Genomic DNA, 26573 nt, shown 5'->3' with positions numbered 1-26573 from the left:
TTGAAACCCGAGTAAACAATTTAAATTTACCTGAAATCAGTACTGGCTAAGAAGAAGGGAAATAACGGAACGGTTGGGAAAGCAGTCACAGAAAGCAGCAAATAAACCGCAGAAAAACATCAGTGTAGCAGAATATTAGCATTTGGTATTGTAATTAAATGAATATATTGACTCACAATGGGCTTAAGTTTTCACTATAGTGGCAGTATAGCCAATCCTGAACTTTTACCAGAACTAATTGAAGAAGTTTTGGACATTGCCAAAATTTACGATTGGAAGAATTCCATCTACGAAACTTCTTTCCCCAATAATTGCCTGTCCGGAACAAATGAATATAGAGACGAGATATTTGGCGTCAGTATTACTCCTCCCGAATGTGAAACTATTTTCTTTTGCTTTTTGTCAAATGGAAGAATGAGTAGTCCAACTCATTTAAAATTCTATGGTAAATCAAAAGATCAGGATGAAAATCCTTTTTTATATTTGATTTCAGTAAAAACACAGTTTAGTAATCAGTTTATCCATGCAACAATTATCCAAATCTTTAAACACCTGAATAAACGCTATTTTTCAAATTTCAAATTTTCGGATGAAGGTCAATACTGGGAAACCAATGATGAAGAAATCCTGAAGAGCAATTTTGCAAAATATGATGCCATACTTGAAAGCTTCCATCTTGGACTTGAAACTTTACCGATTAAAGCAAATGAAAGTTTTGAAGATTATTTGATGAGATTGTTTGAACTGATAGAAAAACGGGACAGAAATAAGCAATAGTGGATTGAGACATGTTCGATGACGAAACAGATATTGATCCACGCGACTTACCCATCTATAAAAAGGGTGAAGAAATTTATCAGGTAGTCAACCAAATTTGTCAGCTTATTGACGATGACGACCAATACCTGGGGCATGTTAAAAGCATTATGCTCGAAGATGCCATGCTACTAACCGTAAAAGTGGCAGGAGCAACAGGCGGACAGTTATACGACATCAAAATGGAATGTGCTGTCCTAATTCGTAAAGCTGCCAGGGAATTAATGATTCAAAACCATTCTCTCGAGATGTTTGGTTTTGAGCATGTGGAATATTACCGGATTGTACGGAATTTGATTGAAGAATACCGTTTGCTATTTATTGATTGGGTTGCCGGGTTCGACAAATGGGACTTTATCATTGATCGCTGGGGCCTTTTCAATCCACCGGGTATAAGTCCTTTTGATAAAGACCCGGAAGATGATTTTCCTTTTAATCCAAATGAAGAAATTTGATTTGCATCTATTTCTGGATTTTGATTTCTTGTTTAAAATCTCTCGACGGGAAAAGCTCGCTCAGCACAGATTTATAGGGTGTAAACTGAACTCTGCCACAAGACAAATCTTTATACTTTTTAGATGGAACTGTTCATATTTGTTATCAACTAGTAGTTTTAGAAATTATAAAGTTATTTCTGATCTAGTAGTGACAAATGAAAATATGTCGAGCTTTCAACTCCATTTGAAAAATTCTCAACATTCCATTTTTGGGGTTTTAGATACCAACAATGAGAGATTTTGAAGGCAGCACTAATTGCAGCACATGCTACCGTATTTTTCTTTGATCCGGATAAAGCTATCTCGAAATTGAAATTTTGATCAATAAAGTACTTTTGATATTGCTCCGTTAAAAAATTAATTATTCCGTCAATTTCGTTTGAGTCGAATCGAGCAATATATGCATTAGGAAAAGTTTTCGAAACCATTTCAGATGCTAAGTTAGCCAATCTAGCCCTGGGTGTATTACTATCTGGTGTTATAATACAAATTTTATCTACTGTTCTATATTCTAAGACTTTGAATAGTTTTTCATATTTGGGAGATGAAATGCCAATTAATATATTTCTTTTTGATTCATCAGTATCAGAAAAGAGTAAATCATATACTTCGTATGGCCCGTCTTCCCCTTTATTCACATTTTTTGTAATTAAATCAAGCATATTAAAGCCATCTTCATTATTGTATTTGTTCAGTGCAAGCTCCACCTCATCATTTAATGGGTAATATTGTTTGGCGTAAGTGTGACTAAACCACAAATAGCCATTGGTTTTCAGAGTATTTCGTATTATGTTGAAAATAATGGATTTTGACATTCCTGTTATGTCACACAGAATCTTACCATTTGGAATATCAATACTTGTCTTTACGCTTTCATAATCCACGATTGTATAGTCAATATTTGATGATTTTACTAAATCAATCATCTCTTTAGATTTTCCAACTTCATCATACCGAATAAGAAGAATCTTTGAAATATTTAGTTTTATTAATTTTTTGAATGATTCAAGCGTCCTCTCTTCAAACCCTAAGGCAGAGACAAGCAGATCGAATTTTTCTTCAGACAGGTGTTCATATGATATTTCCCTACATGATGGTCTTTTTTCATTTATTATTTTGACTTTATCTTTCGCTTTAGAAATATCCGGGGTAATTTCGTCTTTAAATACAAATGAAATCTTTGTTTGAACAGAATCTTCTTGCTCTTTATCTTGTTTATCAAGATCAGAAATTTGATCTTGTTCTTCATCTCCCTCATCAATATTAGAGCTGGTACCTCCCACGCTACTAATTAATAACTCCTTACCATTTTCAGGTTCATTTAACCATTTTTCAAGTTTTTCGCCAGATAATTCAAATCTATCACCATTTGTTAACCCAATTAAATTTGAAATTCCATATAGTTTTCTAAAAGTTAATTTAAACTGATTTATTGGATTTGTATCAATTCCCAGTGTCCTCGGCGCCAGAGGATCACCAGAATAAACGAATACACCCGCATCCAATAATTCTCTAATCTGCTGATATTGTTGCTCCATATTTCCAGTAGTGATTCTTATATAGATCGAATAATACTGTCTAAGTCTTTTATCACCATTCTTATAAGATTGCATTAAAAGTTCATAAGAAGCTTGAGCGAAAGATAAAGCATGATCTTTATATTCTTTCCCTTTAAAATTTATCTCATGCAATCTAACACTACAAAGATCCTGAAAACATCCACTTTGCTTTGTAGGCTGAATCGGAAATTGTTTTTTCCCGTGATCGAAATGACCAACAATCATGTCGTAAAGGTTGATTATGTCTCCAATATCACCGACACAAACGCCACAAAGAGCAGATAAACCGTGGTAAATTTGTTTCCTGAGATTTTTATCCTTGCCTCTCTCAACAATATTTTCTGCAATTTTAGTTAATGGAATGTCTCCTAGAATATCCTGGGGTAGAATATCGCTCGGATGTTTAGGATGACTTTCAGCTCTACGACGTAATATTTCTGAAACGAATTGTTTGCCCCCTTTGTTTCTTATTTTTTGGTTTACAGCACTTCCTAAATCAAAAGTTTCGAAATCCCTACCTTTTTTTGCTTTTTCAACCTTTCCTGGCGAAAATAAAACAAGCTCAATTGTCTGTACTTCGCTGGTAATTTTAAAAGCACATTCATTACTTTGGAATATCAAGGATGATAATAATTCTCGAATATTGGTTTCACTTAAATATCGGGTTGAAACATCGTCTAACAGGAAAAGTATATAGTGATTTTGCCAAATTTTTGAAAATCCTTTTATTTTTTGAGCTAATGCAGAAAAAGCATTTGCTGGATTTGAATGAATTATATATTTATCTTCTCCTTTTTCTAGAGAGAATGTCATACTTAAAAGTCTTTGTTCAAGTTGCATTTCACTGTGAACATTATCTAAAACGTTGCATTCAGAAAGATGCTCTTTATAGAAAAGGATTAATTCTTTATAAAAATCATGCTTAACCAAATCTTCAGATATGGAATTTAAATGCCTGAGTGCTTTTATAGCCTCAATTCCGTACCAAATAAATAATCTTGAATATGGTTGATGAATCAATTCCTCAACTGGTCTTCCCATTCGGTCGAGCAAAACCTTACATGATACATACAGACCTATAAATAGCTCGTTTTTTAACCGTTCTATTTGCTTTTCTACGTTGTTTTTACTTTCAATCTTTGAATAGGCAGCGCGAGCATGAAATTGAGCCGCTCGAAGTATCATTGTTTTACCACATCCACGCATTCCTGTCACAACTAAAGGTCCTTTCCCTGAAATCTTATCTAACCATTGGTTATCCGGATCAACCAATAAAGTGGGAACATGCCATGGATCTAAAGTCTGAGCATTATATGTGTCGTTAAAATTTAACAAGAGAAGAGGTTCTTCCCAAGGAAATGCTTGTTGATGAAAGCAATTCTTTATGCTTTCAATGATCTCTTCAAAATTAGGAACCCGTTGATATTCTCCGGTAGGAAATAGCAGTTTTGCTCTATCATTTAATAAGCTGGCTAATCTGTAATCTTGATCGGATACTTTATCTGGATCTCTTAGTAGCTTGCCACTTAATTGCATCAGATAATCAGCGACCCAATGAACATCTCCTATTCTGTCAGGAGAGTCTCCCTCTTTATTTTCTGAGGCTAACGACCCTATGTCAATTGCTACAGCTCTAATCAAATGATCTATTTCGCCAGCTCTTCTGTCTGAATAATCAAGTTCTTGAACTATAATGTTTTCAGAATGTAAATCATTGTGGTTTTTTTTCTTCTGTCTTAATACATCCAATATCAGAAACAAATCAATTGCGATCTGAGCTATTCTAATTGCGTTGATATTTTCGTCATCTTCTAAAATTTGTTTCAATGTCTTACCTGGGATATATTTCAGTACCGACACATAGCAATCTATTCCTAAACCATTTCCAAAAGTGACTTTGGTTTCTTCAACAGTAATTATATCAACTATAAAGGGACTTTCAGAGGCAAGAGCAGCGTGATCTTGACTCTCATTATAGAAATCTTTATTATGGAGTTCATAAATTGACTTTGGTATAATTTTTACAACATTCTTTTTGTTAAGAAGTTTATCTTCAACTAAATAAACAGAGCCATAAAAACCTCTACTTATCTTGTCGATCACCTCGTACTTTCCAATCTTTTGAGGAGGATAAAATAGTGGGAATCCATATTTGTGACCACATTTAGGACATTCTTGATCCAGTTCACGAGTATTGTCATGCCCAGTTTCTGGGCAGTTAAAACAACCATATTTTCCCATTTTTAAATAATTTTTCAAAATCAGAACCAATATCGTAATTATTATTGATTAATATTGACTTTAAGAGTCGATTATCAAATTCATTCATAATTTTATTCTTCGCTCTATACTTTAAGATGACCTCTCCTTTTTCCACAAAATCATTTGAATACTTTTTAAAGACAACCCCACATGGGTCAGAAAATTTATTATCTCCAATTTCATTTTGTTGCCCCCAAACGATCGCCTGCCGTAACATATCTAAATCAACGTGAAGAAATCCACTTGCTGGAGACTTAAATTCATAAATTAAATCATCTTTCAATTGTTTAACTTTTCTAATAAATTCATTTTCAGAGGATCTTTGTGATTCTATATTTTTGATAAATTGTTCTTTTATTTTACTTATGATGCCGGTAATATCCGCGTCCTGACTACTTGTTAATGAAAGTCCCATGTTTATGCACTTGTCCAGGTGATCTTTCAATAAAACATCCGGTACACCATAAAAAATTTCATACAATGCTATTAAAGCTTCACCTCTACCAACATAGGGTTGCTGAATTTTATTCAACTCGTTTAAAAAACATATTGCCTTTATACCCGCTTTGTGGGCAATTTCAATAAATTTTAAACTATTTGTACGTGCTTCGTTTCTATTTTCACCGAAGTTACCTTTTGAAAACACTCTCACGTCTAATCCTACGAGATTAATTCCAACCGCTAATTTCTTAGATAATAAACTCGAAATAACCAAAGGAATTATTCCTTTGGCTCCCACAATTGAACGATAGTTGAATAGTGAAATATCTAAAGGAGTAAAGGAATCATTAGCGAGAAAGTGACAATATCTGTATTTTCTAAAGAATCGTTCTAATTCCTCAGTTGAAAAATCTATTTTATAATTAGGTATCTGAGAAAGAACATCAATTCCTCCCGCTGGTCTACCCGGCACACCGAGTTTGGGGACAATAAACCCCATTTCCGCTAATACTAATGGACAAATTAATGTCGATAAAGAAGTTGGCCCACCGGTTGATGGTATGTCTGAAACAATCTCATTTTTATCAAATTTTAACTTAGTGCCAGAATCAGCCAATCCCTTTGCCAGATCAATTATATCTTCATCTTTTATATATGGACCTACAAATAATTCAATCAATTGATCCATGTTATGTTCGCTCGGATTCGATAAAAATTCATTAATTATTTGCTGCATTTTTATTTATGGTTATCCGGTCCCTATTTTTTTGCGCAAGTAACATATGAGCAACAGTGACAATCATTCTTGCAATTGTTTCGTTACGATCTCAGTTGTTATAAATCCATCAAGTTTTTTATCCATAACATTTTCTCATGATCTTCTTAACCATTCGGAATGGTCCATCCCGACTCGGGAAAGATTACCAGCAAAATTATTTGAAATGTACTGGGCAAAATCATTTTTTAATTCTGCAATCCATATCATTTTTTGATTATCCTGTTTAAGAAACTTATTATAACCATTTTCTTGAAAACTTAGAATCTTATTGTGACCATTTGTTTTAAAAGGCATTAAACGACTATAGTAAACTTTATAATCAATGATTAACTTCTCTCCATCAAATAGAACAATATCAAAACGATCTTCCTTTCCTCTATATAATCTCAAAAAGAGAAAATCTCTTATTTGGGTATTTATTCTATTACTGTCACACTTAGGTTGAATACATAACCAATAGTTAGGATTCTTTTTATCTTCTTTTAGTATGGTTCCCTGAGTTAATATTTTTTCAGATTTATCATTTAGTGATTTTAAAGTTGTCAAGATTGCAAATTCATGATTCGCTTCATCCGCTTCAATTTTGTTGTTAGTAAAAAATGTAGTTAAATTTTTGTGACAATTTCTTGAAAAAATGATTTTCTGATCTTGGGTAATTTCACTCTTTAAAAAATAATTTTCAATCCCAACGTTTGTAATAGTATAAAGCATCTCTCCAGTTAGCTGTTCTGGTATTTCGAAATTTAAATGCTCTCTGTTCTCGAATACAAAATCAGAAGTCCAATCAATATATTTTTCATCAAAATATGATTTTATGGTATCATTTTCATCTTGAACAACATTCGACTTGATTATCGATTTTATCTCACTACCCAATAAATCAGTAATGTGTTCCAATGAATCAGAAGAATTTGGCAGTAGTGATTTATGACTTAAATATGCAGGGTCTAATTTTTTATTAAAAACTGCTAACAATTTATGGATATTTCGGTCTATCGAAATTATTGCCTTTAAAGCGGTATTTGAAACCAGCCCTTTTGTTAATTCAGTAAATTCTTCAATAATTCGATCAGGCAATTGGTCATCAGTTATTGCTGTTTCTGATCCCTTACCATTTGTTTTTTCAAGTACAACTATCTTTGAATGCCCGAATTTAAAGACGCATTCTATATTTTCTGGAATATCATTAATAATCCCTATTTCTTTTAGTTTTGGTAAAATGGTTTGAGAAAGCAAATTTTTGTATTGAGGATCATCAGTAAAAATGATAAACAGTCTCAATTCAGGTTTATCGGAGGACTCAATTACTGATAGTAACAAATCGGAAGCTTTTCTTCCATTATCTTGATGCATTTGCCAATCAAGAATAATTATATCTGTTTTTTTTAGTATATTTTTTAATGAATCGAGGGAATCATCGTCATTTTTAATTTCAAATAGGGAACAATGGATTCCTTTTTCAAGAAAGGCGTTTGTGAAAGCAGCAGGATTAATGTTTGGTTCTAACTGTTCAATAGGACTATCTGATTTATTGACTGTATCTTTTCCTTCTGTATCTTGTTTTGGAAGTGATTCTTCTTCCTCTAATTTAGCAGCCATTATTCTGGGAGATTCTATTTTTAATTCGACCGCTTTCGTTTCTTCTTTTTTTGAAAAAATCAAATCATCTACATAGGCAACTGTGCCAAGATATTCTGTAAGGATTTCTTTAGAGTATTCGTGGAAAGACATATCGCTTAGTTTTGATTAGTTTTAAAAATTTTAAAGGTTACACCTTTATCAAGTTTAGGTTCGTCAACAATTAAATCATAGCCAATTTTATTAAGAACCTGTTTGGATATATACAATCCCATCCCTCTGCCCAAGGGCTTTCGGGTAAATCCCAATTCAAATATTCGTTGGCGGTCTCTGATATCAATGGATGGACCATTGTTGGAAATATAAATAGCTCCTTCTTTGTCTGCATCTAAAAAGATGCGACGAGGTAGTTGTTGATCTTTTAGCCAGAAAATTGAATTATCAACAATATTTGTGTAAACAGGATAGAAAGTTGACGGAAATCCTACTACTATATTTTTTAAAAATGTTTGTGAACACTCAAAAGTTATTTGGTGCCTTTCTTCTGACATGCGGGCATAAAATACATCCTTTACAAAATTAAAGACCTCATTCCCATAAATATTTACTTCTTTTCGGTATAATCGCCGACTTAGTGGTGTAAAAAGGGTGAGGTAATTATCCAAATGCTCAAAATTTGTACTAAAGTGCTTATAAATATCATCAATACCCTCATTGAGATCCGCCCATGCTTTTAAACGCCTGATTTGTTCCCTGATCGTTTTTGTGGTATGAGCAAATTCATGTTGAATTGCGCTTACAGCTAATCCCAACTGGCTTAGTTCAAGGTCTGAATCTAATTTATCTTTTAAACTTTCAACCTCTTCGGCATAAGCTTCCACCATGTCAATATTTGAGACGTCTTTCGAGAGAATAATATTCTCTAATTGATTTCGAATATTATTCATGGTTTCCTTTATCTCTTCAGCCTCAGAAATCAGGATTGTTTCCATTCTGTTCCTTTCTGAAACTAATTTTTCATCATCCAACTGATATGGCTCGATATGTGCAAGTTGAATTTGCACTTCTCTTACTTTTTTATCGTACCCGGCAACCAAATCTTTTGACAACGTAATTACATCATTACTGACTTTTCTGGCGATTTCCTGAACACCGAAAACTTCAGATTTCGTTGTTTTTTTGTACTGATCAATGGTGGTTTCAATGGCGATTTCCAATCTCTTTCTTCGGTTTATTTCAACCTCAAGCTTTGCTAAATAATCATTCAGCAGCGAATCAATATGATCAATCTCCGGGTTGAAATCAGTCTCCGAGACTCTCTCTATTTCATTTAAATAAGTCTCGTAATCTTGGATTGTAGATTTAGCGAGAGCAACTCCTCTTGGTCGTTGAATTTTATAACCCTCAACAAATCTATTGTATTTTTGGCGGGTTTTCCTTTCAATTTCCAGAAAAGTGCTAATTGCTTTGTCCTTATCTTGAATTGAAACACAATATTGAAGTTCCTTAACTAAATCTTGGTTAAGAATGTCAATTTCTTGTTTATAGGTTTCATTATTAAGTTTTTCGAATAAAGCATTTAGTTCTTTCTGAAATTTCTCCTTTTTAGCTCTCGATTTCTTTTCAAATTCTTGTTTTGCTTTATATTGCCTATTTAATTCTTCTTTAAATGAAGTGTAAAATTCAGTATTTGGACCGGCTTGACTTCCCCATTTATCCGTGTCTCTAAAGAAATCTGCTGCTAATTGAAGAAATAAATTCTTCAAAATATTCTTAAATTGGTTATAAGCTTTATTTTCTCGCAACCCTTCTCTGCCCGCCTTTTCTATAAGGTTTGGATTAGTCTTTTTCGAAATATCTATTGCTCCAAAAATTCTACGATATGAGAAGAAATAAAAGGCGTTACTTCTGTTTCTATCCACTTCGAGGTCTAGAAAGTCAACGTCATTATCTCCATAAGGAAGTATTCGAATATTATCCTTATAAAGATATAATCCTGAAATCTTGTCTAGTTTTGCCAAAATTCGAGGATGTTCATCTGAAGGAATCAGGGAGTCTTTTAAGTTTCCATGTATATATGAAATGTTAATTTTAAAAGGACCACATTGCGTTTTTAATCCATTATTTCCTTTCCAATTAACAATGTGATTTGGAAATTCTTTCCCATAAACCTTTATAGAACCTTGAAATTGTCCATATTCGTCAAATATTCCTGAAATGTGGTGGTCACCCTTAGCAAATTCTTCTGGTGTCCAAAATACATCCGACTCAATCAAATCATCAAAATATTCATCTGTTTTGTGATCTCTAAAACTCGTTGTAATTAAAGGTTTTGGAGAATCAGGCAGCATTGTATTAGAAAATCCTAACAATGCTTTTCTTAATTGGGTTTCCTTAATACTAAACCGACCAGTTTTATCTCCATCTATTGTTTGTTCGAGCATTTCATTTGCAGGACATATTATAAAATGCGTGCCAGTACCATTATCTTTTAGCGATGGGCCTATTAAATATTTATCAATTTTCTCTGCAACAAGAGAAAGATTCATCAGTGGGTTAAGTAATTCCATTCCCTCTTCCTGACTGATATATCCTTGAAGTTCAAGTGCAACGATGTTGGCAATTATTTCAGAATTTAGCTCTTCAAAATCTTTTCCATTTGGTAATCTTCCTTCAGGAATGGTTTTTATAGGAACAACCACTTGTTCAAGATTGATTCCCGGAATTTCATACATTCTCCAATACACAAAAGCCATTACAAGATCATGAATTCCATCTTTTCGTTTAGCTCTCGTTAATACAAGCACATGATCCCCAATAGAGGCGATTGCCAACCGACCAATACCTTTTTCTCCCATTATCGGACGTTTCTTTTCTTCAGATATATCCGGTAATGTCTCGTCAATTTTGCCATCCAGCTTGCTTTCGGTACCAAGAGTAAGCCATTTTTCTTCGAAATCCTGTTTAGTCATTCCATATCCGTCATCGCGCAGAACGAAAAGCTTATCTGAACGGAAATAGTCAACAATAACATTATCAGCGTAAGCATCATGAGCATTTTTAAATAGTTCACTAATTGCAGTAGGAATACCTGCAATCTGCTGCCTTCCTAACATATCCAAAGCTCTTGCTCTTGCTTTAAATCCAGCCATCCTTAGTTTTGATTTTTTTGAGTGAATATGGTTGCAATCGCTTCTGCTAATTTTGGTGGCACAGCATTGCCAATCATTCGAGCAATTGTACCCTGACTATTCGAATAAAATATAAAATCTTCAGGAAAGCTTTGTAAAGTTGCACCTTCACGAAGAGAAATCGCACGATCTTGTTCTGGATGCCCGTACCGGCCGTTAGAATAACTGACAAAACGAGTGGTTATAGTTGGCGAAGGACTCGACCAAGACAAGCGACCATAAACATCGGTGTGACCGTCATGATTATCATAACAGTGTGGCCGCAATGTGATATCTTTCCAGTCTAGCCGACCACCTCCATCATGCGGCGTGTTTTGGATGCGTTTCAGGTTTATCGGAGAAAGCATTGCAGCCGAATGAGCAGAAGGGGAGTTATCTTTTATACCATGTTCTATTGGCGGATATTTCGAATAATCACCAATGGCTTGTCTTACCGTTTTTATTTTTGAACGATCTTCTGCCGGTAATTTAATACTTCTTTTTATTCGGGTTGCAACTAAAACATATCGGCGTCTGTTTTGAGGTACTCCAAAATATTTGGCATTCAAAATGTCATCATCGAAGGCGTAATTGTTTTCAATAAGGAATCTTTTAAACTGCCCCAGCGGACTTTCTTCTTTAGTATCAAGACCCGGTACATTTTCAATAAAAATATATCCGGGCATAAAATGGGCAACAAACTCCTGAAAATCAGCAAGCAATAAGCGAGTCTTGCTCGATTTTGTTTTGTCCGTCTTTATATTGGAATAATATTGACAGGGACTGCATCCGACAAAAATTAGATTTCGCTGATTGCGTCTGATACCAAAATATTTACGTACTTTTTCAAAATTCAACTGAGAAACATCTTCTGTCAGGAATCTTGCATTAATATTCTTTTCGTAAGTTTCTTTACAGGAATTGTCTATATCAATCCCTCCTAAAACTTCTATACCTGCTTGCTTAAACCCCAGACTCACTCCTCCGATAGAGCAGAAGAAATCCACGACTTTTAACTGCTGGTATTTTTTTTGCATATACTGAGGTTGAATTTAGCATATATTTCGAATCACCAAATATATAAAATCTCTCGAATCAAATTATTTAATTTATCCTCCTTTTTCGCTTTTTTTAATTCGCAAGTCCAAACTTTTATTACCCGCCAGCCTAAAACATTCAGTTTAATTTCTGCTTCTTTGTCGCGCAACATGGTTCCTTTAATTTTTTGCAGCCACCATTCGGTGCGGGTTTTAGGCAAAACAAAATAGCGGCAGCCTTTATGCCCATGCCAAAAACAGCCATTAATAAAAATCACGGTTTTGTATTTAGGCAGCACTATATCCGGCTTTCCCGGAAGTTTTTTAATATTCAGACGGTAACGAAATCCGTTAGCAAAAAGGAATTTTCTCACCAATAGTTCTGGCTTGGTGTCTTTTCCTTTTATCCGGCTCATGTTGTAACTCCGGGTTTGTTTGTCGTGAACATCAGCCATATTATTTACCCTTCCGTAGTTTCTCAAATACATATACAGCCAGCTTTGCCCATCTGGGAATATCCTGCTGGCTTAAAACTGTCTGGATACTATCGGTATTATTGCCGGTAATTTTAGCAATATCCTCGTAGTACCAGCCAAAATATTGCTTCATATAGTCAAATCGTTGTTTCCAGCTCATCATATTAACAGAACTTCTAATTCCCTTTTGAACAGCAAGGAATAAAACTCTTTTTCTTTGATCGGGATCATCAAATTCATGATCAAAGATTCCAGTTTTGTCTAATCGTGAATTCTTTACCTTCCCTGCTGGTAAATGAAGAGGAATTTCGCCACTATCACTTTTATTTATTTCCCAAGTGCGTGGAAACTTGTTACCAGAATTATTCAACAAATAACTTTCCCTATCCTGATTTTTTTAATTCTTCGTCTAAAGATAAACATCTGTTTTTATTTGTAAAAATAATTATATCTTTTTAAGAGTTTTATTCAGTCAATTAATGATAAGCTGCTTTACGTAGTATAGGAGCATATGTATCACAAATCATACACCAAACAAGAATTATTACCAAAAATGTGATAATGACTAGTTTTTATTTCTACTTAATACTAACAAAACAATAGGTTATTTTCTGAATCTGTTCCCTAGTTTTTTCTTACTTCTCAATCGTTGTTTGGCTTTTTTCTGATATTCTCCATGATTGAAAGGACGTCCAACCTGTCGTATTAATTCTTTTAAAACCAGTGATTTTAAAACTCCATTGCCCAGTCCTGTTTGATCCAGATTGAGATGTTGCTTAGAATGTTGACCCAAATTCTGCCGTTCAGACAAATAAAACTTCGGCCTTTCCTCAAAATCCCCCATTCTCACCGGATGACGGATCGGATTCCCCTGTTCGTCCGTTGCAAAAACCGAATATCCCCGTCCTGTCTTTCTGACCTCCACATTAAAAAGCTTCAGCGCCTGATCATGCATTTCTTTCGAGGTTATGAACTCCATCCTGTTGAGTTGCCCAAACAAGCTTTCCAGGTTTTGTTTCAGGTTTTTACTGGAGCCTGAAAACCGATAGTTTAGTTTCTCCTGTGACCCATCTTTAATTAGCTGGTATCTCTGCTCCAGGTCTTTGATAAAGCACTGCGTTTTTTCCTTTTCGTAACTGTCTTTGATTTTTTTCCCGGTTTCATAATTAATCCTCGTTGAAACTATATGAAAATGCATCCGCTCCAGATCAGCATGTTTATAAACCAGGTAAGGCTGGTTCCCATAACCCAAATGTTTCATCAGGTTATCGATCTCAGTTCTAATACCGGCATCACCCAAACGAACCAAATCGCTGACAGTTGGATTCACAGATATGTGCAACCCAGGCTTTTGAACTCTTGTATTGCGCTGCTCAATCTCCTGAAAGATCCTGTACCGGTCATTTTTATCTCCAAGAAAAGGATTGATCTCCGGCGTATTTCTACTTTGGTAAAAGAAAGCGTAATGTCGTTCCACTTTCCGCTCGTTGTAAAACAACGCATTTTTTGTGCTGCAAGCCTGGTGTATTTTTATAATCATTGAGAAGTATGGCGGTTAGTGAAAAAAAATCAGTGTAGAAGATTCTGAAGAGTGATCAGACAGTATCGCATCATCTCGAAAGCCTGTTTTAACAGTTGCCGGTCATTGTCGCCAACATTGTAACCTGAAAATGAATTCATCCGTTTGGAAAGCTGGTTCAGGTTCACTCCAATTTTATTCAGTTCGTAATCCAAGCTTTTGAGTTGTTCCTTGGCTTCATTGTCAAGCAAAATGGTTTTCCTTTTTGACAGATCAAATATTTTATTTCGCATGTAGTCACTCATGCAGCCGTACTTTCCCTGTTTGGTCAGGTTCTGCAACCGGAACTTCTCATCCCTGGTAAGCCGGATTATAAGCTTCTCAGTTCTTTTATCGGTATCAGATAATTTCGGACGCACAGATTGTTTTCTGTTTTTTTGTTTCTGTGTTCACTATTGTTTCTATTGTTCCAATGGCCTCTTGTGTTCCTATTAAAATCGGTTCAAAGTGGGGAATCAGTTTTTAAAAGATGGGGAATGGCCTGTTGTCTCTTGGGGCAAGTTGAAAGGTATTTGTGCATACAAATACACAACTTGCATTCCCCACTTTGAACAAGATTTTCTTCCTGATTTTTTGCTTTTCCGCACTGAACTTTCATACTCATTTTTTCAACTTTTGCCAAAAAGAAAGGGAAACCTGCACTTCAGAATTTCCCCTTCCGGTTTTGAAAACGAGACCTGTTATTTATTCAATGGACCTTTTGCCTGGCCCCTTGCTTTTCCGATTGTTTGGCATCGGTTTTTTGTTCTTCGGATTTCTCCTGCTTGAACTGAGAAAAACTGATGTTCCGTCCTGCAGCGTCAACCTGAAGCGTGGCTGAAAACTTCTTTTCATTCTTGCCCATCATTCCGTCAACAGTAACTTTTTGTCCGGATGCAAGCTTTTCTTTTTGTTCCGAAGAAAGGGTTACTCCCTTAATCTTTTCAGGCACCTGGATCATTTTGGTCCTAAGCGGAATCAGTTCATTGGTTTTGGGATCAATACCCAGGTAATAGTTATCCTTCTTTCCATCCCTGCCGGTCAATTCCACCGTTTTGCCAAGGTTTTTGTCATTCAGTAGCGCTCCTTTTTCTTCCTTAGTAAACTTATGCCCCATGTATTCATCCGGGACATTCAATCGCTGGATCGGATGGATTTTTATGTCAACCGATCCGTCCTCCTTACTTTGTAACCGGATTTTTGCCGGGATTCTGTAATCTTCATTGCCGATCCTGGCGTTTACCGTGTAGAGCTTGTCCGAACGGAAACCGTTCAGAAAATCAGTTTTTTCTTTTTGTTCCATTTGTTCGATCAGGCTTCGGTTAATCCCTACTTTTTCGAGTTTGTCAAACGGAATCTGATCCATTGTCATTCGTGTACTTTGTTCCATGGTTTTTAAAATTTACGTTGTTAAAACTTGATGTTTTTAATTCTATCTGAGGATTATTTTTTTTGTTTAATTTTTGAATTGGGTTTCGATTTTTCGCCCAAAGGTTTGCTTTGAGGTTTATTCGTAGTAATAGTTTGTTGCTGATTTAATCCAGGCTTTTCCTTTTGATCAGGCTCCGGTCTCTGGTTTGCGATTCTTCGAATGTCATTCTGTATCCGGGTCCGGTTTCTTTCAAGAACTTCCGGAATATTGTCAAACCGGTAAAAGTCAGGAATAGGCACATAGCAGTTTTCTTCTCTTTCATGAGCTTTCAGATCAACTTTAACCAGGCAATTGAAGTTCTTCTGGGCGATGAGCTCTCCGTAATTATCGGCGATCTGGCCAACCATATACCCTTGAGGTAAAGTAGCGATCTTACCTTCGGGAACCAGGAAATCCAGTTGGGTGGAGAACGTGGAGGACTGGACATTGCGGTTAATGTTGACCGATTGCCGTTCCTGAAGGATTTTGCCCATTCGGCTTTGAATAAATTTAGCCGTCTCACCTGCTGCTTGACCTGAAAATACATTGCCGATGTTGCTGGTAATGGCGTTGGCCTGCTCTTTCCCATAATCACGGATCAGTTGGTCGATGGTCTGAACTCCCAGCAAAGTGGATATCCGGTTGCTCCTGGCTGTTGCAATCAATGTATCCAGTCCCCGGAAATAGATCGTTGGCAGTTCGTCAAAGATGAGTGATGCGGGTTGCTGTCCCTTTTTATTGATCACCTTCAGCATCCGGGTAATGTACAGTGAAAGAACTGCACCGTACATTTCCACACGAAGCGGGTTATTCGCTAGACACAGAATTTTTGGCTGCTCCGGGTTATTGATGTCCAGTGAAAAGTCATCCCCGGAACAAATCCAGTAAATCTCGGGACTGATGATTTTCGAAATGGCAATTTTCAAACTTCCCAACTGTCCTTCCAATTGCTCACTGGCCCCGCGTTTGTGGGCATTGATAAACGGATTAATGATGTTTGCCACATCTTTTTCCTGCTCCAGGATAGCGAATAAATCATCGTAGTCCATTTGCAGCAGTTCAATGGCATGAGGCAAAGTGCAGAACTTACCGTCCTGGTATTTTTTCAAAAACCAGATCACGGCAGCAAAGAAAGAAACAGCTGATTCAGAGAAAAACTCTCCCTGTTTTTGTATCCATTCCCTGTTCAGGTTATACAGGATCGTCCGGGAAGATTCAAAGGCATCAATCGGGCTTTCCATCCATTCGGGGGCCAACGGATTACATCGAAATGATTTCTGGATGTTTTCAAAGTTGATCACATAGAACCTCGCTGATTCCGGCAGCTTTCCATTTTTCCTGGCTTTCAGAAAATGGTTGTAGGTAACCAGAGAAAGGTCAGGGTACTTAAAATCATACACGCACATCGAAAATCCTTTTTTCAGGTGCTGTCGGATAAACGGCAGCACTACTGAAAAGGATTTGCCGGAGCCTGGAGTTCCGATCACCATAGTTGCCCTGAAGGGATTGACAATGTTGATCCAGCCTTGATGTTCGTTGCCTTTGTACAGATAAACGGATGGCAGATTCACCGAATATTCATTGGCCTTCAGGTTTTCTTCCTGCGGAAAACTTTCATTCTCCACGTTAAAGCGGTCTTTCATCAAATTGACGTTGATTAGTTTGGAGATGTTGTCAAAGCCGATATTCAGCAGAACGAAACCGGCAAAGGTCAATCCTAAGTACACCGCCGGGAACGATTTGAAAACGATCAGGCTTCCCCAGTAGAGTATCAATCCGGCTATCGTTTGCCCGACAATGGTTGAAACCAGCAATTCCCGGTCTTTGTGCGCTTTGGTGCCGATACAGGTGATGGCCAGAAAAACCAGGCAAACCACTTTGGACGGATACAGACTGGCCAAAAACTTCAGGTTCTGCAATTTTTCGATCACCGAATGAAAAGCAGGTATTTGTATTCCTTTCAGCATGAAATAATTCAGTTGAGTCATGTACAGTGATGTAAAAAGCAGTACATAACTGAAGAATCGAAAACCTTCGTGCAGCTTGACCAGTTCGTGTGATTCGTGATCCATTGTTGAAAGAAAGAAGCCCCCTGAATCCCCCAAAGGGGGACTTTCGGTAGCGGTTTGCTGACTTGTTTTATACCGTTCGAGATTTTGGTTACAGTTTTCGGGCTTTGAGGATGTCTTTGTTCTTCAGGTTGAAGCTGAGTTTTCGACCGGTATTGCCCAATGCTTTTTCGTTCAATTCGATCTTCAGTATCCGTCCGTCAGGAATGGTCATCTTTTCCATCACAAAAATTTCCCGGACTGTTTCTTCTCCCGGGATACGTTGAACCTGATTGCGCTGGTATTGGGGCATGACCTGGTACTCCTGCACATTGGTGGCTTTGGCTTTTTTCTTATCGGTGATCCAGAAGTTAAAACTCTCCACATCGTAAGCCATTGAGGTTTTGTTGGAGATTTCCAGTTCAAAAAACAAAGCGTCGTTTTTCAGGGATATGGAATTTAGCCGAATGGTAATCCCGTCTTTTTCAGCTTTTCGTTTATGAAACTGACGTTTGTGTTTTACAAGTACCTGGTCACAAAGTTCTTTCAGAACATGATCCGGCATTAACTTGCCGGAAAAGGTCATGGCTTGCTGCGATTCAAAACTTTCTATCGGGTAAGTGATCGGGGCATTGTTGCCGTAGCTCAGTTCGAAACTGTAAATTTTATTGGCACAAACTACTGTCAGCGAAATTTGCTTTTCAAAAGGTTGGGTTGCTCTTACGCTGACAAGGTTGGATAATTCCGGTACGACTTCGGCCTGTACCAGTGAATAATCCCCGGCCTGAACGTAGCTGACTTTGTCCGGACAGACCAAATGACTGGTTTTCGTGTCCGACACTTTTAAAGTGTTGGTGATTGCAGGTAAGCTATTAGTGTTTGCCGGTTGAACTTGTTGTGCGCATACCGAAAAATGGATAGCGGCTGCGCCGAAAATGATAACGATAATTGATTTCATGGATGTTGTGTTTAAAAATTGAATTGAGTTTGTTAATTGGATTTATTGACTAAATAGACCAGGGTGTTTTTTTTGACGGTAACTTTCTTGATTCGGATCATTTTTATCAAGGATTGCGCGGTGCGGTCGGCGGCCTGGATGCCCATATAAGTCAGCGGGTTATTGCTTACCCCGAACATGGATGAAGTATTAGCGCTGCTCCCGACCTCTTTGGCAACTTTCCGCGAAGCATTGTCGGGAACGTACAGACCGGGCAGCCCGTCCAGGTCGCAGACCGTAATCTCAACCGGTACAAACTTTTCTCCCAGCGGGATTTGACGGATTTCGATTTGTAACCTTTCATTGGTTACTTCACACGTTCCGTACAGGAAGGTGTTTTTAGGAATTTTGGTTTCTAAAAGCCACGCATCTTCCATGAGCCGGAGTTTGACCCGGTTGCCGGAGAGGACAGTTGCGGTTTCGTAAACTTCGGCTTCAATGACCGGAACGGCAGTTTGTTTGGAGCTAAAACCGGATTTGCCTTGTTTCTCCAGGGTAAAGCGTTTACTCTTTTCCGCTTCCGCTTTCTCATTTTTTGCAGCGGCTTCTTTTAAATGCCGGCTCAGCGAATCATTCTTACGGGCCAGTTGTTGGTTTTGCCGGAAGATTTGATCCAGCTCTTCAATGCCTGTCGGATTTGGAGTTTTGGAATCTGAAGGTTCTTTCCGTTTTTCAGAAGTTGATTTTGAGTTATTTTCGCTCTGATTGTCAGATGATTTTCTATCTGCGGTATCTTCACCGGACTGTTCTTTGCTTTTCAGCAAATCTTCGCGTGCCTGCTTTTCCCTTCCTTTAATATGTGATAGCAGGTTATTGGAAACATCGGAATTCAGTTCTGTTGGTTGTGCAATTTCATCTGTATTCGGGTTTTCAACCAAATTTTGTTCTTCTGAAAACGTATTATCTACTGAGTCTTTTTCTCCCAGGATATCGTAATCACGGGTTTCTGCCAGCTCCTGCTTGGACTGGGCGCTTTCCATCTTATCTACAATCCCGATATTCTGGTCTGCTTCCGGCAGGTTGTAATTGGCTCCTTTTATAGAATCCTTCTTCATCTGGTTTTGAGCGTCTTCCTTCGGCAATTTTCCACCTCCCAGTATGTAAAAAATCAATACAATAAAAGGAATCAGGATTAGTGGAAGGAACAGCAGGGGCTTATTTCTTTTTAGAAAGTTTTTCATGGATATTACTTTTTAAAATGTTTTCAAATGAATCGACAGGCATCTCAAAAGTCACTGGCTTTTGAGCATTTGAAGTATTTCCTTTTGAAACTGAATCTTTTGCTATTGGCTTGTTTTCAGCATTTAAGGAATGGTGCAACAGTTTAGGCGAAGGGACCAGGAACGAAAGCAGGTAAAGAACAAATATCCCGGCAAGGATAACCATCCATTTGCGTTTTCGCCTTTCCGGGTCAAGTCCCTGGTCTTTCAAATCAAGCCGGTTGATCAGGCGGGAAAATCGGTTTTCTTTTTCTTCTGTTGGCAGATCAGGCGCTTTGTCGTTTTTGTTGTAAATGATCTTCATGGCTAATACTTAAATTTTTAAAAAGATTTGCGTTTGAGGGTTTCCAGATCTTTGTTATCGGTAATCAGCCATTCTTCAATCAGGAACCCGTGCGGGTTATTGTCTGTCCGGGAGATGTTGCGAAGCCTACCGGTTGTTTCAAGATTACGGATCGTGATGTTGGATTTGCGGACAATCCTTTGTTTCCCGAAAAACCGGAATTGGTAAGGATACGCTGAAAAATCAACGTGAACCGAATCGGTCAGCAAGGTCATGCTGATATCTGAGGCGATGACCTGGTTATAGACATTGTTCTCCTTGTAGGACTGGTATTGTTTCATGGCCGAACCGTCAGCCAGGAAAAGGGCTTCACGTGCATTGTTCTCGATGTACTGTTTGTCGGGTTCCATCGTGAAAAACAATTCGTGAAAGCGTTTGATGTGGTCCCTGGCTTCTGCCGGACGGTTATCCGTAATGTCGGCGCGAAGGGCCAGAAGCAGGGATTTACCGTTGTCCAGCACATAGATTTTCTGCCGTGATTTTTCCACCAGGTTCAGGGAACGGATAAAAACAAAGGTGCTGAATCCGATTAATGTCAGGCTGATCGTTAAAAGAACATAGACCGTAAAGCGGAATTTTTGCTGTATATCAAAAACCTTGTTCATTTTTTAAGTTATAAGTTTTGAATGATGAGTTTAAATGATTGAAATCGAATCCTTGGATATTGGTTATTGGAAATTCAGTATTGGAAGTTTGTCTTTCCCATTTTACTTCATGGCTCCTTTGGTGATCATCATCATGGCCGCAGTTTTCACCAGTCTGCCTCCGCCGGAGTTAGTACCTGATGCGCTGACAATCCACGAAGCAATTTTGGGAACCATCACCAGCCCGGCAATACCGCAAAGCGGAACAACCAGATTCGAAACGTAGTACATCGATGGCATGTAGATCAGCGAGCTTTTGATTTGTACAATTTCGGCTTCCAGCACATAGATCAGCACCTCCTGAACCAAAGCCAGAACGACCAAGGCTATGGGCAGGTAAAGGTTGACATTGACAAACCGGGCGATCCATTGCAGGTAGTTATCCTGGAACCCGTCGAAAATGGAGATGGCAAACACCAGCGGACCGAAAATGATCAGCAGCACGCAAAAGACTGTCCGCAAAAAGGCGATCAGGTAAACGATGGCCTCGAACAGGGATTCCATTAACTGGCGAACCCCGTCCATAAAGTAAAAGTTAATCTGGTGCTGTAAAGCCCTGCCGGAAACAATGTTGTAAGTGGTCAACAGCATGTTGATCCCCTTGTCCCAAAGGGTGGCTTCTTTTTCCTCATTCTCCTGGAAAGACGGCAGGTCAACCGCCAGGATCGCATCCTGTTTTTCTTCCAGGCGGGCGGCAACGATACTTTTCTTATCAGAATACATTGCTTCGGAAAGTTTGGTCAGTCCTTTGGTAGGAACCATCAGCAGTTGGACAAATGGGCCCCAGAAGGTTATGACCAGCACCAGGGCAAAAGGTCTTAACAGGGGTAACAGGGAGATCGGGTTATCGGCAATCAGCTGCTCGTAAATCCGTTTCGAGATATACAGAAAGGCGGCAATACCACCGATGGCCCGAGCCATATTGACCAGCACCGAAGCGTTGTCCAGTCCCCCGCGGACCAGCACATCGGTAAAGGCAAAAAAGTCTTTGGTTGAAATAAATAGTTGCATATAAGTTAAATAGAAGCCCCTCCTAACCTCCCCGAAGGGGAGGAATGAAGAGAGATTGGTGAATATTAAAATGTAAATCGGTAAATGAATAAATAGTCAAAAAACTTTATTCTTTCAGAAAGTTGTAGGACTGGCTGACGTTATTGGCGTAAAACTGGTAGTGATGCACTTTCCGGTAGCAATAATCTGTTTCCCCGATCTGATGGTCAAGCTCTTTTCTGATCTCATCAAAAGCTTCCAGTTTTTTACCGTGATCGGTCTGGAACAAGTTCACAGAAACAAAACGGGATAATAGCTGATCGGCTTCTTTCTGGCAGGTTTGTTTTAGCCAGTGACAGTTTTCCAGTTTGTCCAACCTTTCGATACTTAGATACAGCCTGACAAAACCCGAAGCGATGTTGTAAACATCCGGCAACTGATCAGACTCAGCATCAAAGATTTTCTTTTCAATATCCCGTTGAGAAAGGGTATTGGATTTGATTTGCTCGGTCTCTTCTTTGCGTTTTTCCATCTGTGACTTTTCGATCAGCCGTTCAATGATCTTCATCAGATTAATCCTCAGAAGATCAGAATAGGTTGTTCCGTCGGATACCGGCAGGGCATCAACCTCGATGTAATAATGGGTTGGCCATGTGCGTATAAAAACATGGGGCACCGGGATCAACCAGCCACTGAACGCCATAAAAGAAAGCGGGTAACTGCCGTTCATTTCGGGATAGGTTCTATTCCAGGATTTGATGTCAAAGACCTGGGCTTTGATTTCCTTCCCCGGCAGCAAAGCCGCCAGGGTAAGAAAGAGTATGAAAAGTATTGATTTCATGGACATTGTTTCAGTTTACTGAGAATTGATTAATTATATAGCGTATAGTAATAAGCAAAACTCTCCAGCTTATCCGATTCGAAACTTTTCTGGAAAGAAGCATACATCAGCTTATTGTACAGGTAGCAGATCGTCCCGTAATGTTTGCGCACATCGGTGTAAATGCCGTTTATCGTGTCATACCGCTGCTTGTCATCCATCATAAAAAGGTCATCTTCCACGATGGTATTCAAAATAGAAGTGGTTAACTGGCGGCTATCGTCCAGGATCAGGTCAAACGACTGGACAATCACAGCGGCCTGCTGGGTCGTAAAGTTTTGATCCTGTACCAACTTAGGAAGTTTTTCTGTATAGACCTGTATGATCTTTTGCAGCATCTCTTTGGTTTCCCTGATTCGTTTGTAATCCTTGATCAGGTAGGAAACCTTTTGCAGGCTTGCGAGTTTCTTTTGATCAATTCCGACCAATTCTTCGGTCAGGCCTTTGATGTCACCGTTCAGTACCTTGATCAGCACATTGTACCAGTTGATTTCAGAAAGGATTCCTTTTTCCTGTTCCCATAAAGCTTCGCGCTGTATTCCTGCTCCTACATCGGTTACCGGGGTTTGGGCGGTTGTATGCTTTGGATGAATTGTGCAAATCAATGCCAGTAACACGAGGCATAAAATTGTCGCTTTTGTTGTCATTGTTTCCATGATTGTCGTTGTTGTAATGTTATTATTGTTCTCATTGTTGTAGTGGTTCCCCTCCTTCGGAGGGGTTACCTGCCTGGCTAACGCAGTCAGACAGGGGGGAGGCCCTTGAGTATTTTTAGAAAGGTTGGACCGTTTTCCATTCCGGGGTTTTGCTTCAATTCTTTCAGGATCAGTTCCTTTTCGCTTTGCTCGGAGGTGTAGCAGAAATATTCCGGTTTACTGACTTCCAAAGCATACACCTGAGAGTAGCTTCCAAGCCCGATAAAGACCTCTTTGAGTTTGCGTCCTGCCGGTAGGTTTTTGTTGATCGAAAGGATTTGTTCTTTCTGAAATTCGGAAAGTCCAAGGGTATCGCTTATCCCCTGGAACTTGTTGCGGAATTTGCTCATATCAAGCAGTATCCGGGTATCGGCGTTGTTGATAATCGCATCCCGAATTACCGGTGAGGAGATCACATCATCTACTTCCTGGGTTACCACCATTGCTTCGCCAAAGAATTTTCTGATCGTCTTATAAAAGTATTTAATGTAGGCAGCCATCTGGGGCGTAGCAATGGCTTTCCAGGCTTCTTCGATGCAGATGACTTTCCGAACACCTTTCAGTCTGCGCATCTTCTGCATGAAAATGTCGATAATGATCAGCGTAGCGACCGGGAAAATTATCGGATGATCTTTGATCAAATCCAATTCGAAGACAATAAACGGGCAACGGAAAAACTCGTCGGTATCCATCTGCCTATTTAGCAAATAATCGTATTCACCTCCACGATAGTACTTGCCCAGAATAAAGAAAAACTCTTTGGCTTTAAACTGTATTGATTTCTCTTTGACCAATGCCGGAATGTAGCTTTGGCAGAACTCGTAATACCCATTGAAAGAACGATCCGATATATCTTCGGATTCGAAAAAAGCGGTCACCGAATGTGCAATCACATCTTTCTCCATCTCCGAAAGGTTTTCCTTGTAAATGGTGTAGATCACCGACAGAATGGTCTGCTTGCGTTCGATGTCCAGCTCGCCTTCCAGGATAAATGGGTTAAACGAGATCGGGTTATCTGTGGTAAACTCTACCATCATGGCCCCGCCCTGGGCTTTCAACCGTTCATCCAGGTAACGGGTCAGCAGTTCATAACTTCGGCCAACGTCCAGCAAAACGATGTGGCAGTTTTCACTTTCGGCGTATTGCCGGAGCAAATGATTGGTGAAAAAGGATTTTCCGGAGCCTGATCCGCCGATAATGATTTTGTTCCGGTTATGGATCAAATGCTTGTGCATGGGTTCATCCGAAATATCAATCTTTACCGGGCAACCTTCCAGCCGGTCTGACAGCCGGATAGTAAAATCAGATTCGCTGTTTTTTAGTTCCCCTTCAAAGTTGGTCAGGCAACAAGCCTGCGGAACCTGGGTAATGAAAAGCTCTGTTTCGGGAAGCTGTGTAGAAAATGCAACACAGGAGAAAAACAGCATGGGCAGATCATGGGTGTGTTGGTAAGGGAAACAGTTCATCAGGGCAAAAGCGGAAGCTGCTTCGCTTTTATGCTGTTTCAAATCTTTCAGGGAAGGATCGAACAGCATCACATTAAAGTGTGTTTTTACAATCTTTTCTCCTGAAGTCTGCACCTGGTCCAGGAAAGATTCGATCAACCCTGCATTCACCTTGTTTTCCGACGAGAATTTGGATAAACTAAAGATCTTTTTGTAACTGCTTTCCAGAAATCCTTTGATCTCCTGCTGATCGGGGATGTAGATAAATTGGTTGGTGATGTGCGAAAACGGTAAATGATAACTCAGCGGATAGACCAGCGAAACGGGTAGTCCTGTCTGGGGATGCTGCGAAACCGGACGAAATTCTGCCGGGATATGGGAATAATCACTCAAAGAAAGAATTTCCACAAATTGGTCCATCACTTTGAGCCGGTCGCGAAAGTCGATTCCGCCCAAAGTTGGATGGTTATCCGTAAAGTTCAGGCTTAGAAACCGTTCGATCAGCCCAAGAGAGTGGTCATCGCCAATGGCCTCTTCCCTTGATATTGGGTCGCATCCGATTCCGTTCTGATTAAAAATGGCAATTACATTTCCTTTCAACTCATTGATCTTGTCGTATTGGAGTTTTTCCAGGTTATGCTGTTTTCTGGAGAAAATCAGGGCTGATTCCAGGTAGCTTTTCAGAAGTCCTTTGTTCAGAAGGCTGATATACAGGTAACAGTGGTGTTTTAAGAATCTCCGTCCATTAAAATGGTACAGGTAGGAATCATTCAGGCTGGCTTTCCTGAATATGCCTGTTTTTGCTGTATCTGCAACTGAATTTGGATTTGATCGTTCTGACTGATCTTTCTGTTCTCCGGGATGAAACTCTTCAATCAGGAAGAAATCCTGCTTGTGCAAGAAACTTCCGGCAGGTAACAGGTTTATCATTCTCTGAAAGGTATCGTGCAGCATATACAATTGTTCTGTACTACAGGAAAGAACTTCCGGTAGCTGAAGTTTAAAACCAATGGTCAGGTCAAGATTATTGGACACCAGAACATCCTGGTTAAATCCCAGTATGGGCAGTACATTTTCGAGATTTTTAATCTTCATTTTAAGTAGCTTTGATTGATTCGTCGTTTACAACTGATGAATTGAGGCAACTTTTTCGAAGTTTGCTTTTTGTTCCAGCCCTCCGGTCCGTACTTTTTCTGGATGGTATTGAGCCGGTACAGGTAACCGAAAAAGACCGGAACCCCAATCAGTACTGCCGGGAATACCCCGACTGCAATATATAGGGCAGAGAAAATCAGGAAGCTGGCGATAATCCCGTATAGCGCCCTGAAGACCAAAGGGCCGGAAAGCCCTTTGATGTACAGCCGGGTATCCACTTTTTTAACCGGGTAACTACTTGCTTCCATCAGGCGAAAAAGGCTTTGATAACTACCCCGACCAGGACCAGAAACAAGCAGGCGCCAAACCAGCCCATAATGGCTTTCTGGGTATCCTGGTCGCCGCTCTGCCATTTAATATAAACCCGTACGCCTCCGATCAAACCGACAACTGCGCCAATGGCAATGATCAGGTTGGATACCGGGTCAATGTATGAACTAACCTCGGAGGTGGCCTGGTCGATACCGGCGGCTGACTGGGCCGCAGCCTGGTAAATACTGAGGATAAGGATTGCAGCAAAGGCTTCTGCCCGCTTGGAAAAACACTGAACTTTTGTTTTCATGTGGCTTTGAG

The 26573-nt window shown here is 38.9% G+C and carries 22 protein-coding genes and 1 pseudogene; 2 read left to right on the top strand and 21 right to left on the bottom strand.

All coding sequences use genetic code 11. The annotated features are described in order from the left end of the window. Window positions 1–177 precede the first annotated feature (177 nt). Complete coding sequence (locus AC6H3C_RS15460) at window positions 178–777, top strand: hypothetical protein (protein ID WP_497516308.1); 600 nt, start codon at window positions 178–180, stop codon at window positions 775–777. 11 nt (window positions 778–788) lie between these two features. Then, entirely contained in the window at window positions 789–1271 is a 483-nt protein-coding gene (locus AC6H3C_RS15455; RefSeq protein ID WP_497516307.1) for a hypothetical protein, read from the top strand. 173 nt (window positions 1272–1444) lie between these two features. Here the strand turns inward: AC6H3C_RS15455 and AC6H3C_RS15450 are convergent, their stop codons facing one another. The 21 genes and pseudogenes from AC6H3C_RS15450 to AC6H3C_RS15350 form a co-directional block, all read right to left on the bottom strand. Beyond that, a complete protein-coding gene (locus tag AC6H3C_RS15450) occupies window positions 1445–5113 on the bottom strand; it encodes an ORC-CDC6 family AAA ATPase (protein WP_497516306.1) in 3669 nt (1222 codons plus the stop codon). Continuing rightward, the gene (locus AC6H3C_RS15445) at window positions 5091–6311 is read right to left on the bottom strand and encodes a hypothetical protein (RefSeq protein WP_497516305.1); all 1221 of its coding nucleotides are present in this window, start codon (window positions 6309–6311) and stop codon (window positions 5091–5093) included. Before AC6H3C_RS15445 ends, AC6H3C_RS15450 begins: the two co-directional genes overlap by 23 nt. A gap of 135 nt (window positions 6312–6446) precedes the next feature. After that, entirely contained in the window at window positions 6447–8084 is a 1638-nt protein-coding gene (locus tag AC6H3C_RS15440; RefSeq protein ID WP_497516303.1) for a response regulator receiver domain, read from the bottom strand. 5 nt (window positions 8085–8089) lie between these two features. After that, window positions 8090–11083, bottom strand: a complete 2994-nt coding sequence (locus AC6H3C_RS15435; protein WP_497516302.1) for an ATP-binding protein — start codon at window positions 11081–11083, stop codon at window positions 8090–8092. Between the two features lie 2 nt (window positions 11084–11085). Further along, window positions 11086–12138, bottom strand: coding sequence for a DNA cytosine methyltransferase (locus AC6H3C_RS15430; protein WP_497516301.1), 1053 nt, complete (start codon window positions 12136–12138; stop codon window positions 11086–11088). Window positions 12139–12170: 32 nt separating this feature from the next. Then, window positions 12171–12626 (bottom strand): very short patch repair endonuclease, encoded by a 456-nt coding sequence (locus AC6H3C_RS15425; protein ID WP_497516300.1) that lies wholly within the window; start codon window positions 12624–12626, stop codon window positions 12171–12173. Next, complete coding sequence (locus tag AC6H3C_RS15420; RefSeq protein ID WP_497516299.1) at window positions 12595–12984, bottom strand: hypothetical protein; 390 nt, start codon at window positions 12982–12984, stop codon at window positions 12595–12597. The genes AC6H3C_RS15425 and AC6H3C_RS15420 overlap by 32 nt, the downstream gene beginning before the upstream one ends. 234 nt (window positions 12985–13218) lie before the next feature. Beyond that, window positions 13219–14154, bottom strand: coding sequence for a relaxase/mobilization nuclease domain-containing protein (locus tag AC6H3C_RS15415; RefSeq protein WP_497516298.1), 936 nt, complete (start codon window positions 14152–14154; stop codon window positions 13219–13221). Between the two features lie 29 nt (window positions 14155–14183). Next, window positions 14184–14561 (bottom strand): annotated as a pseudogene (locus AC6H3C_RS15410) (plasmid mobilization protein); the annotation flags it as partial. Window positions 14562–14881: 320 nt separating this feature from the next. Continuing rightward, window positions 14882–15562: a DUF3945 domain-containing protein gene (locus AC6H3C_RS15405; RefSeq protein ID WP_497516297.1), complete on the bottom strand. Its 681-nt coding sequence runs from the start codon at window positions 15560–15562 to the stop codon at window positions 14882–14884. A 53-nt stretch (window positions 15563–15615) separates the two neighbouring features. Then, on the bottom strand, window positions 15616–17655 hold the full coding sequence (locus AC6H3C_RS15400) for a type IV secretory system conjugative DNA transfer family protein (protein ID WP_497516296.1): 2040 nt from the start codon (window positions 17653–17655) through the stop codon (window positions 15616–15618). 88 nt (window positions 17656–17743) lie between these two features. Beyond that, a complete protein-coding gene (traN, locus tag AC6H3C_RS15395; RefSeq protein ID WP_497516295.1) occupies window positions 17744–18589 on the bottom strand; it encodes a conjugative transposon protein TraN in 846 nt (281 codons plus the stop codon). A gap of 32 nt (window positions 18590–18621) precedes the next feature. Then, window positions 18622–19809: a conjugative transposon protein TraM gene (gene traM / locus AC6H3C_RS15390; RefSeq protein ID WP_497516294.1), complete on the bottom strand. Its 1188-nt coding sequence runs from the start codon at window positions 19807–19809 to the stop codon at window positions 18622–18624. After that, a complete protein-coding gene (locus AC6H3C_RS15385; RefSeq protein WP_497516293.1) occupies window positions 19784–20152 on the bottom strand; it encodes a hypothetical protein in 369 nt (122 codons plus the stop codon). Before AC6H3C_RS15385 ends, traM begins: the two co-directional genes overlap by 26 nt. A gap of 17 nt (window positions 20153–20169) precedes the next feature. Further along, a complete protein-coding gene (traK, locus tag AC6H3C_RS15380) occupies window positions 20170–20796 on the bottom strand; it encodes a conjugative transposon protein TraK (RefSeq protein ID WP_497516292.1) in 627 nt (208 codons plus the stop codon). Between the two features lie 102 nt (window positions 20797–20898). Further along, window positions 20899–21846 carry a TraJ family protein gene (locus AC6H3C_RS15375; RefSeq protein ID WP_497516290.1) on the bottom strand — a complete coding sequence of 316 codons (948 nt, stop codon included), beginning with the start codon at window positions 21844–21846 and terminating at the stop codon, window positions 20899–20901. A gap of 106 nt (window positions 21847–21952) precedes the next feature. After that, window positions 21953–22666: a hypothetical protein gene (locus AC6H3C_RS15370; protein WP_497516289.1), complete on the bottom strand. Its 714-nt coding sequence runs from the start codon at window positions 22664–22666 to the stop codon at window positions 21953–21955. Between the two features lie 29 nt (window positions 22667–22695). Further along, a complete protein-coding gene (locus tag AC6H3C_RS15365; protein ID WP_497516288.1) occupies window positions 22696–23361 on the bottom strand; it encodes a hypothetical protein in 666 nt (221 codons plus the stop codon). A gap of 86 nt (window positions 23362–23447) precedes the next feature. Continuing rightward, the gene (locus AC6H3C_RS15360; RefSeq protein ID WP_497516287.1) at window positions 23448–25940 is read right to left on the bottom strand and encodes a TraG family conjugative transposon ATPase; all 2493 of its coding nucleotides are present in this window, start codon (window positions 25938–25940) and stop codon (window positions 23448–23450) included. After that, window positions 25937–26248, bottom strand: coding sequence for a DUF4133 domain-containing protein (locus tag AC6H3C_RS15355; protein WP_497516286.1), 312 nt, complete (start codon window positions 26246–26248; stop codon window positions 25937–25939). Before AC6H3C_RS15355 ends, AC6H3C_RS15360 begins: the two co-directional genes overlap by 4 nt. After that, complete coding sequence (locus AC6H3C_RS15350) at window positions 26248–26562, bottom strand: DUF4134 domain-containing protein (RefSeq protein WP_497516285.1); 315 nt, start codon at window positions 26560–26562, stop codon at window positions 26248–26250. The genes AC6H3C_RS15355 and AC6H3C_RS15350 overlap by 1 nt, the downstream gene beginning before the upstream one ends. Window positions 26563–26573 lie beyond the last annotated feature (11 nt).

It is taken from the genome of Gaoshiqia sp. US2 (genome assembly GCF_059705485.1).
Note: the sequence above shows the minus strand (reverse complement) of the source record. Positions and strands in the feature narration are given on the sequence as shown.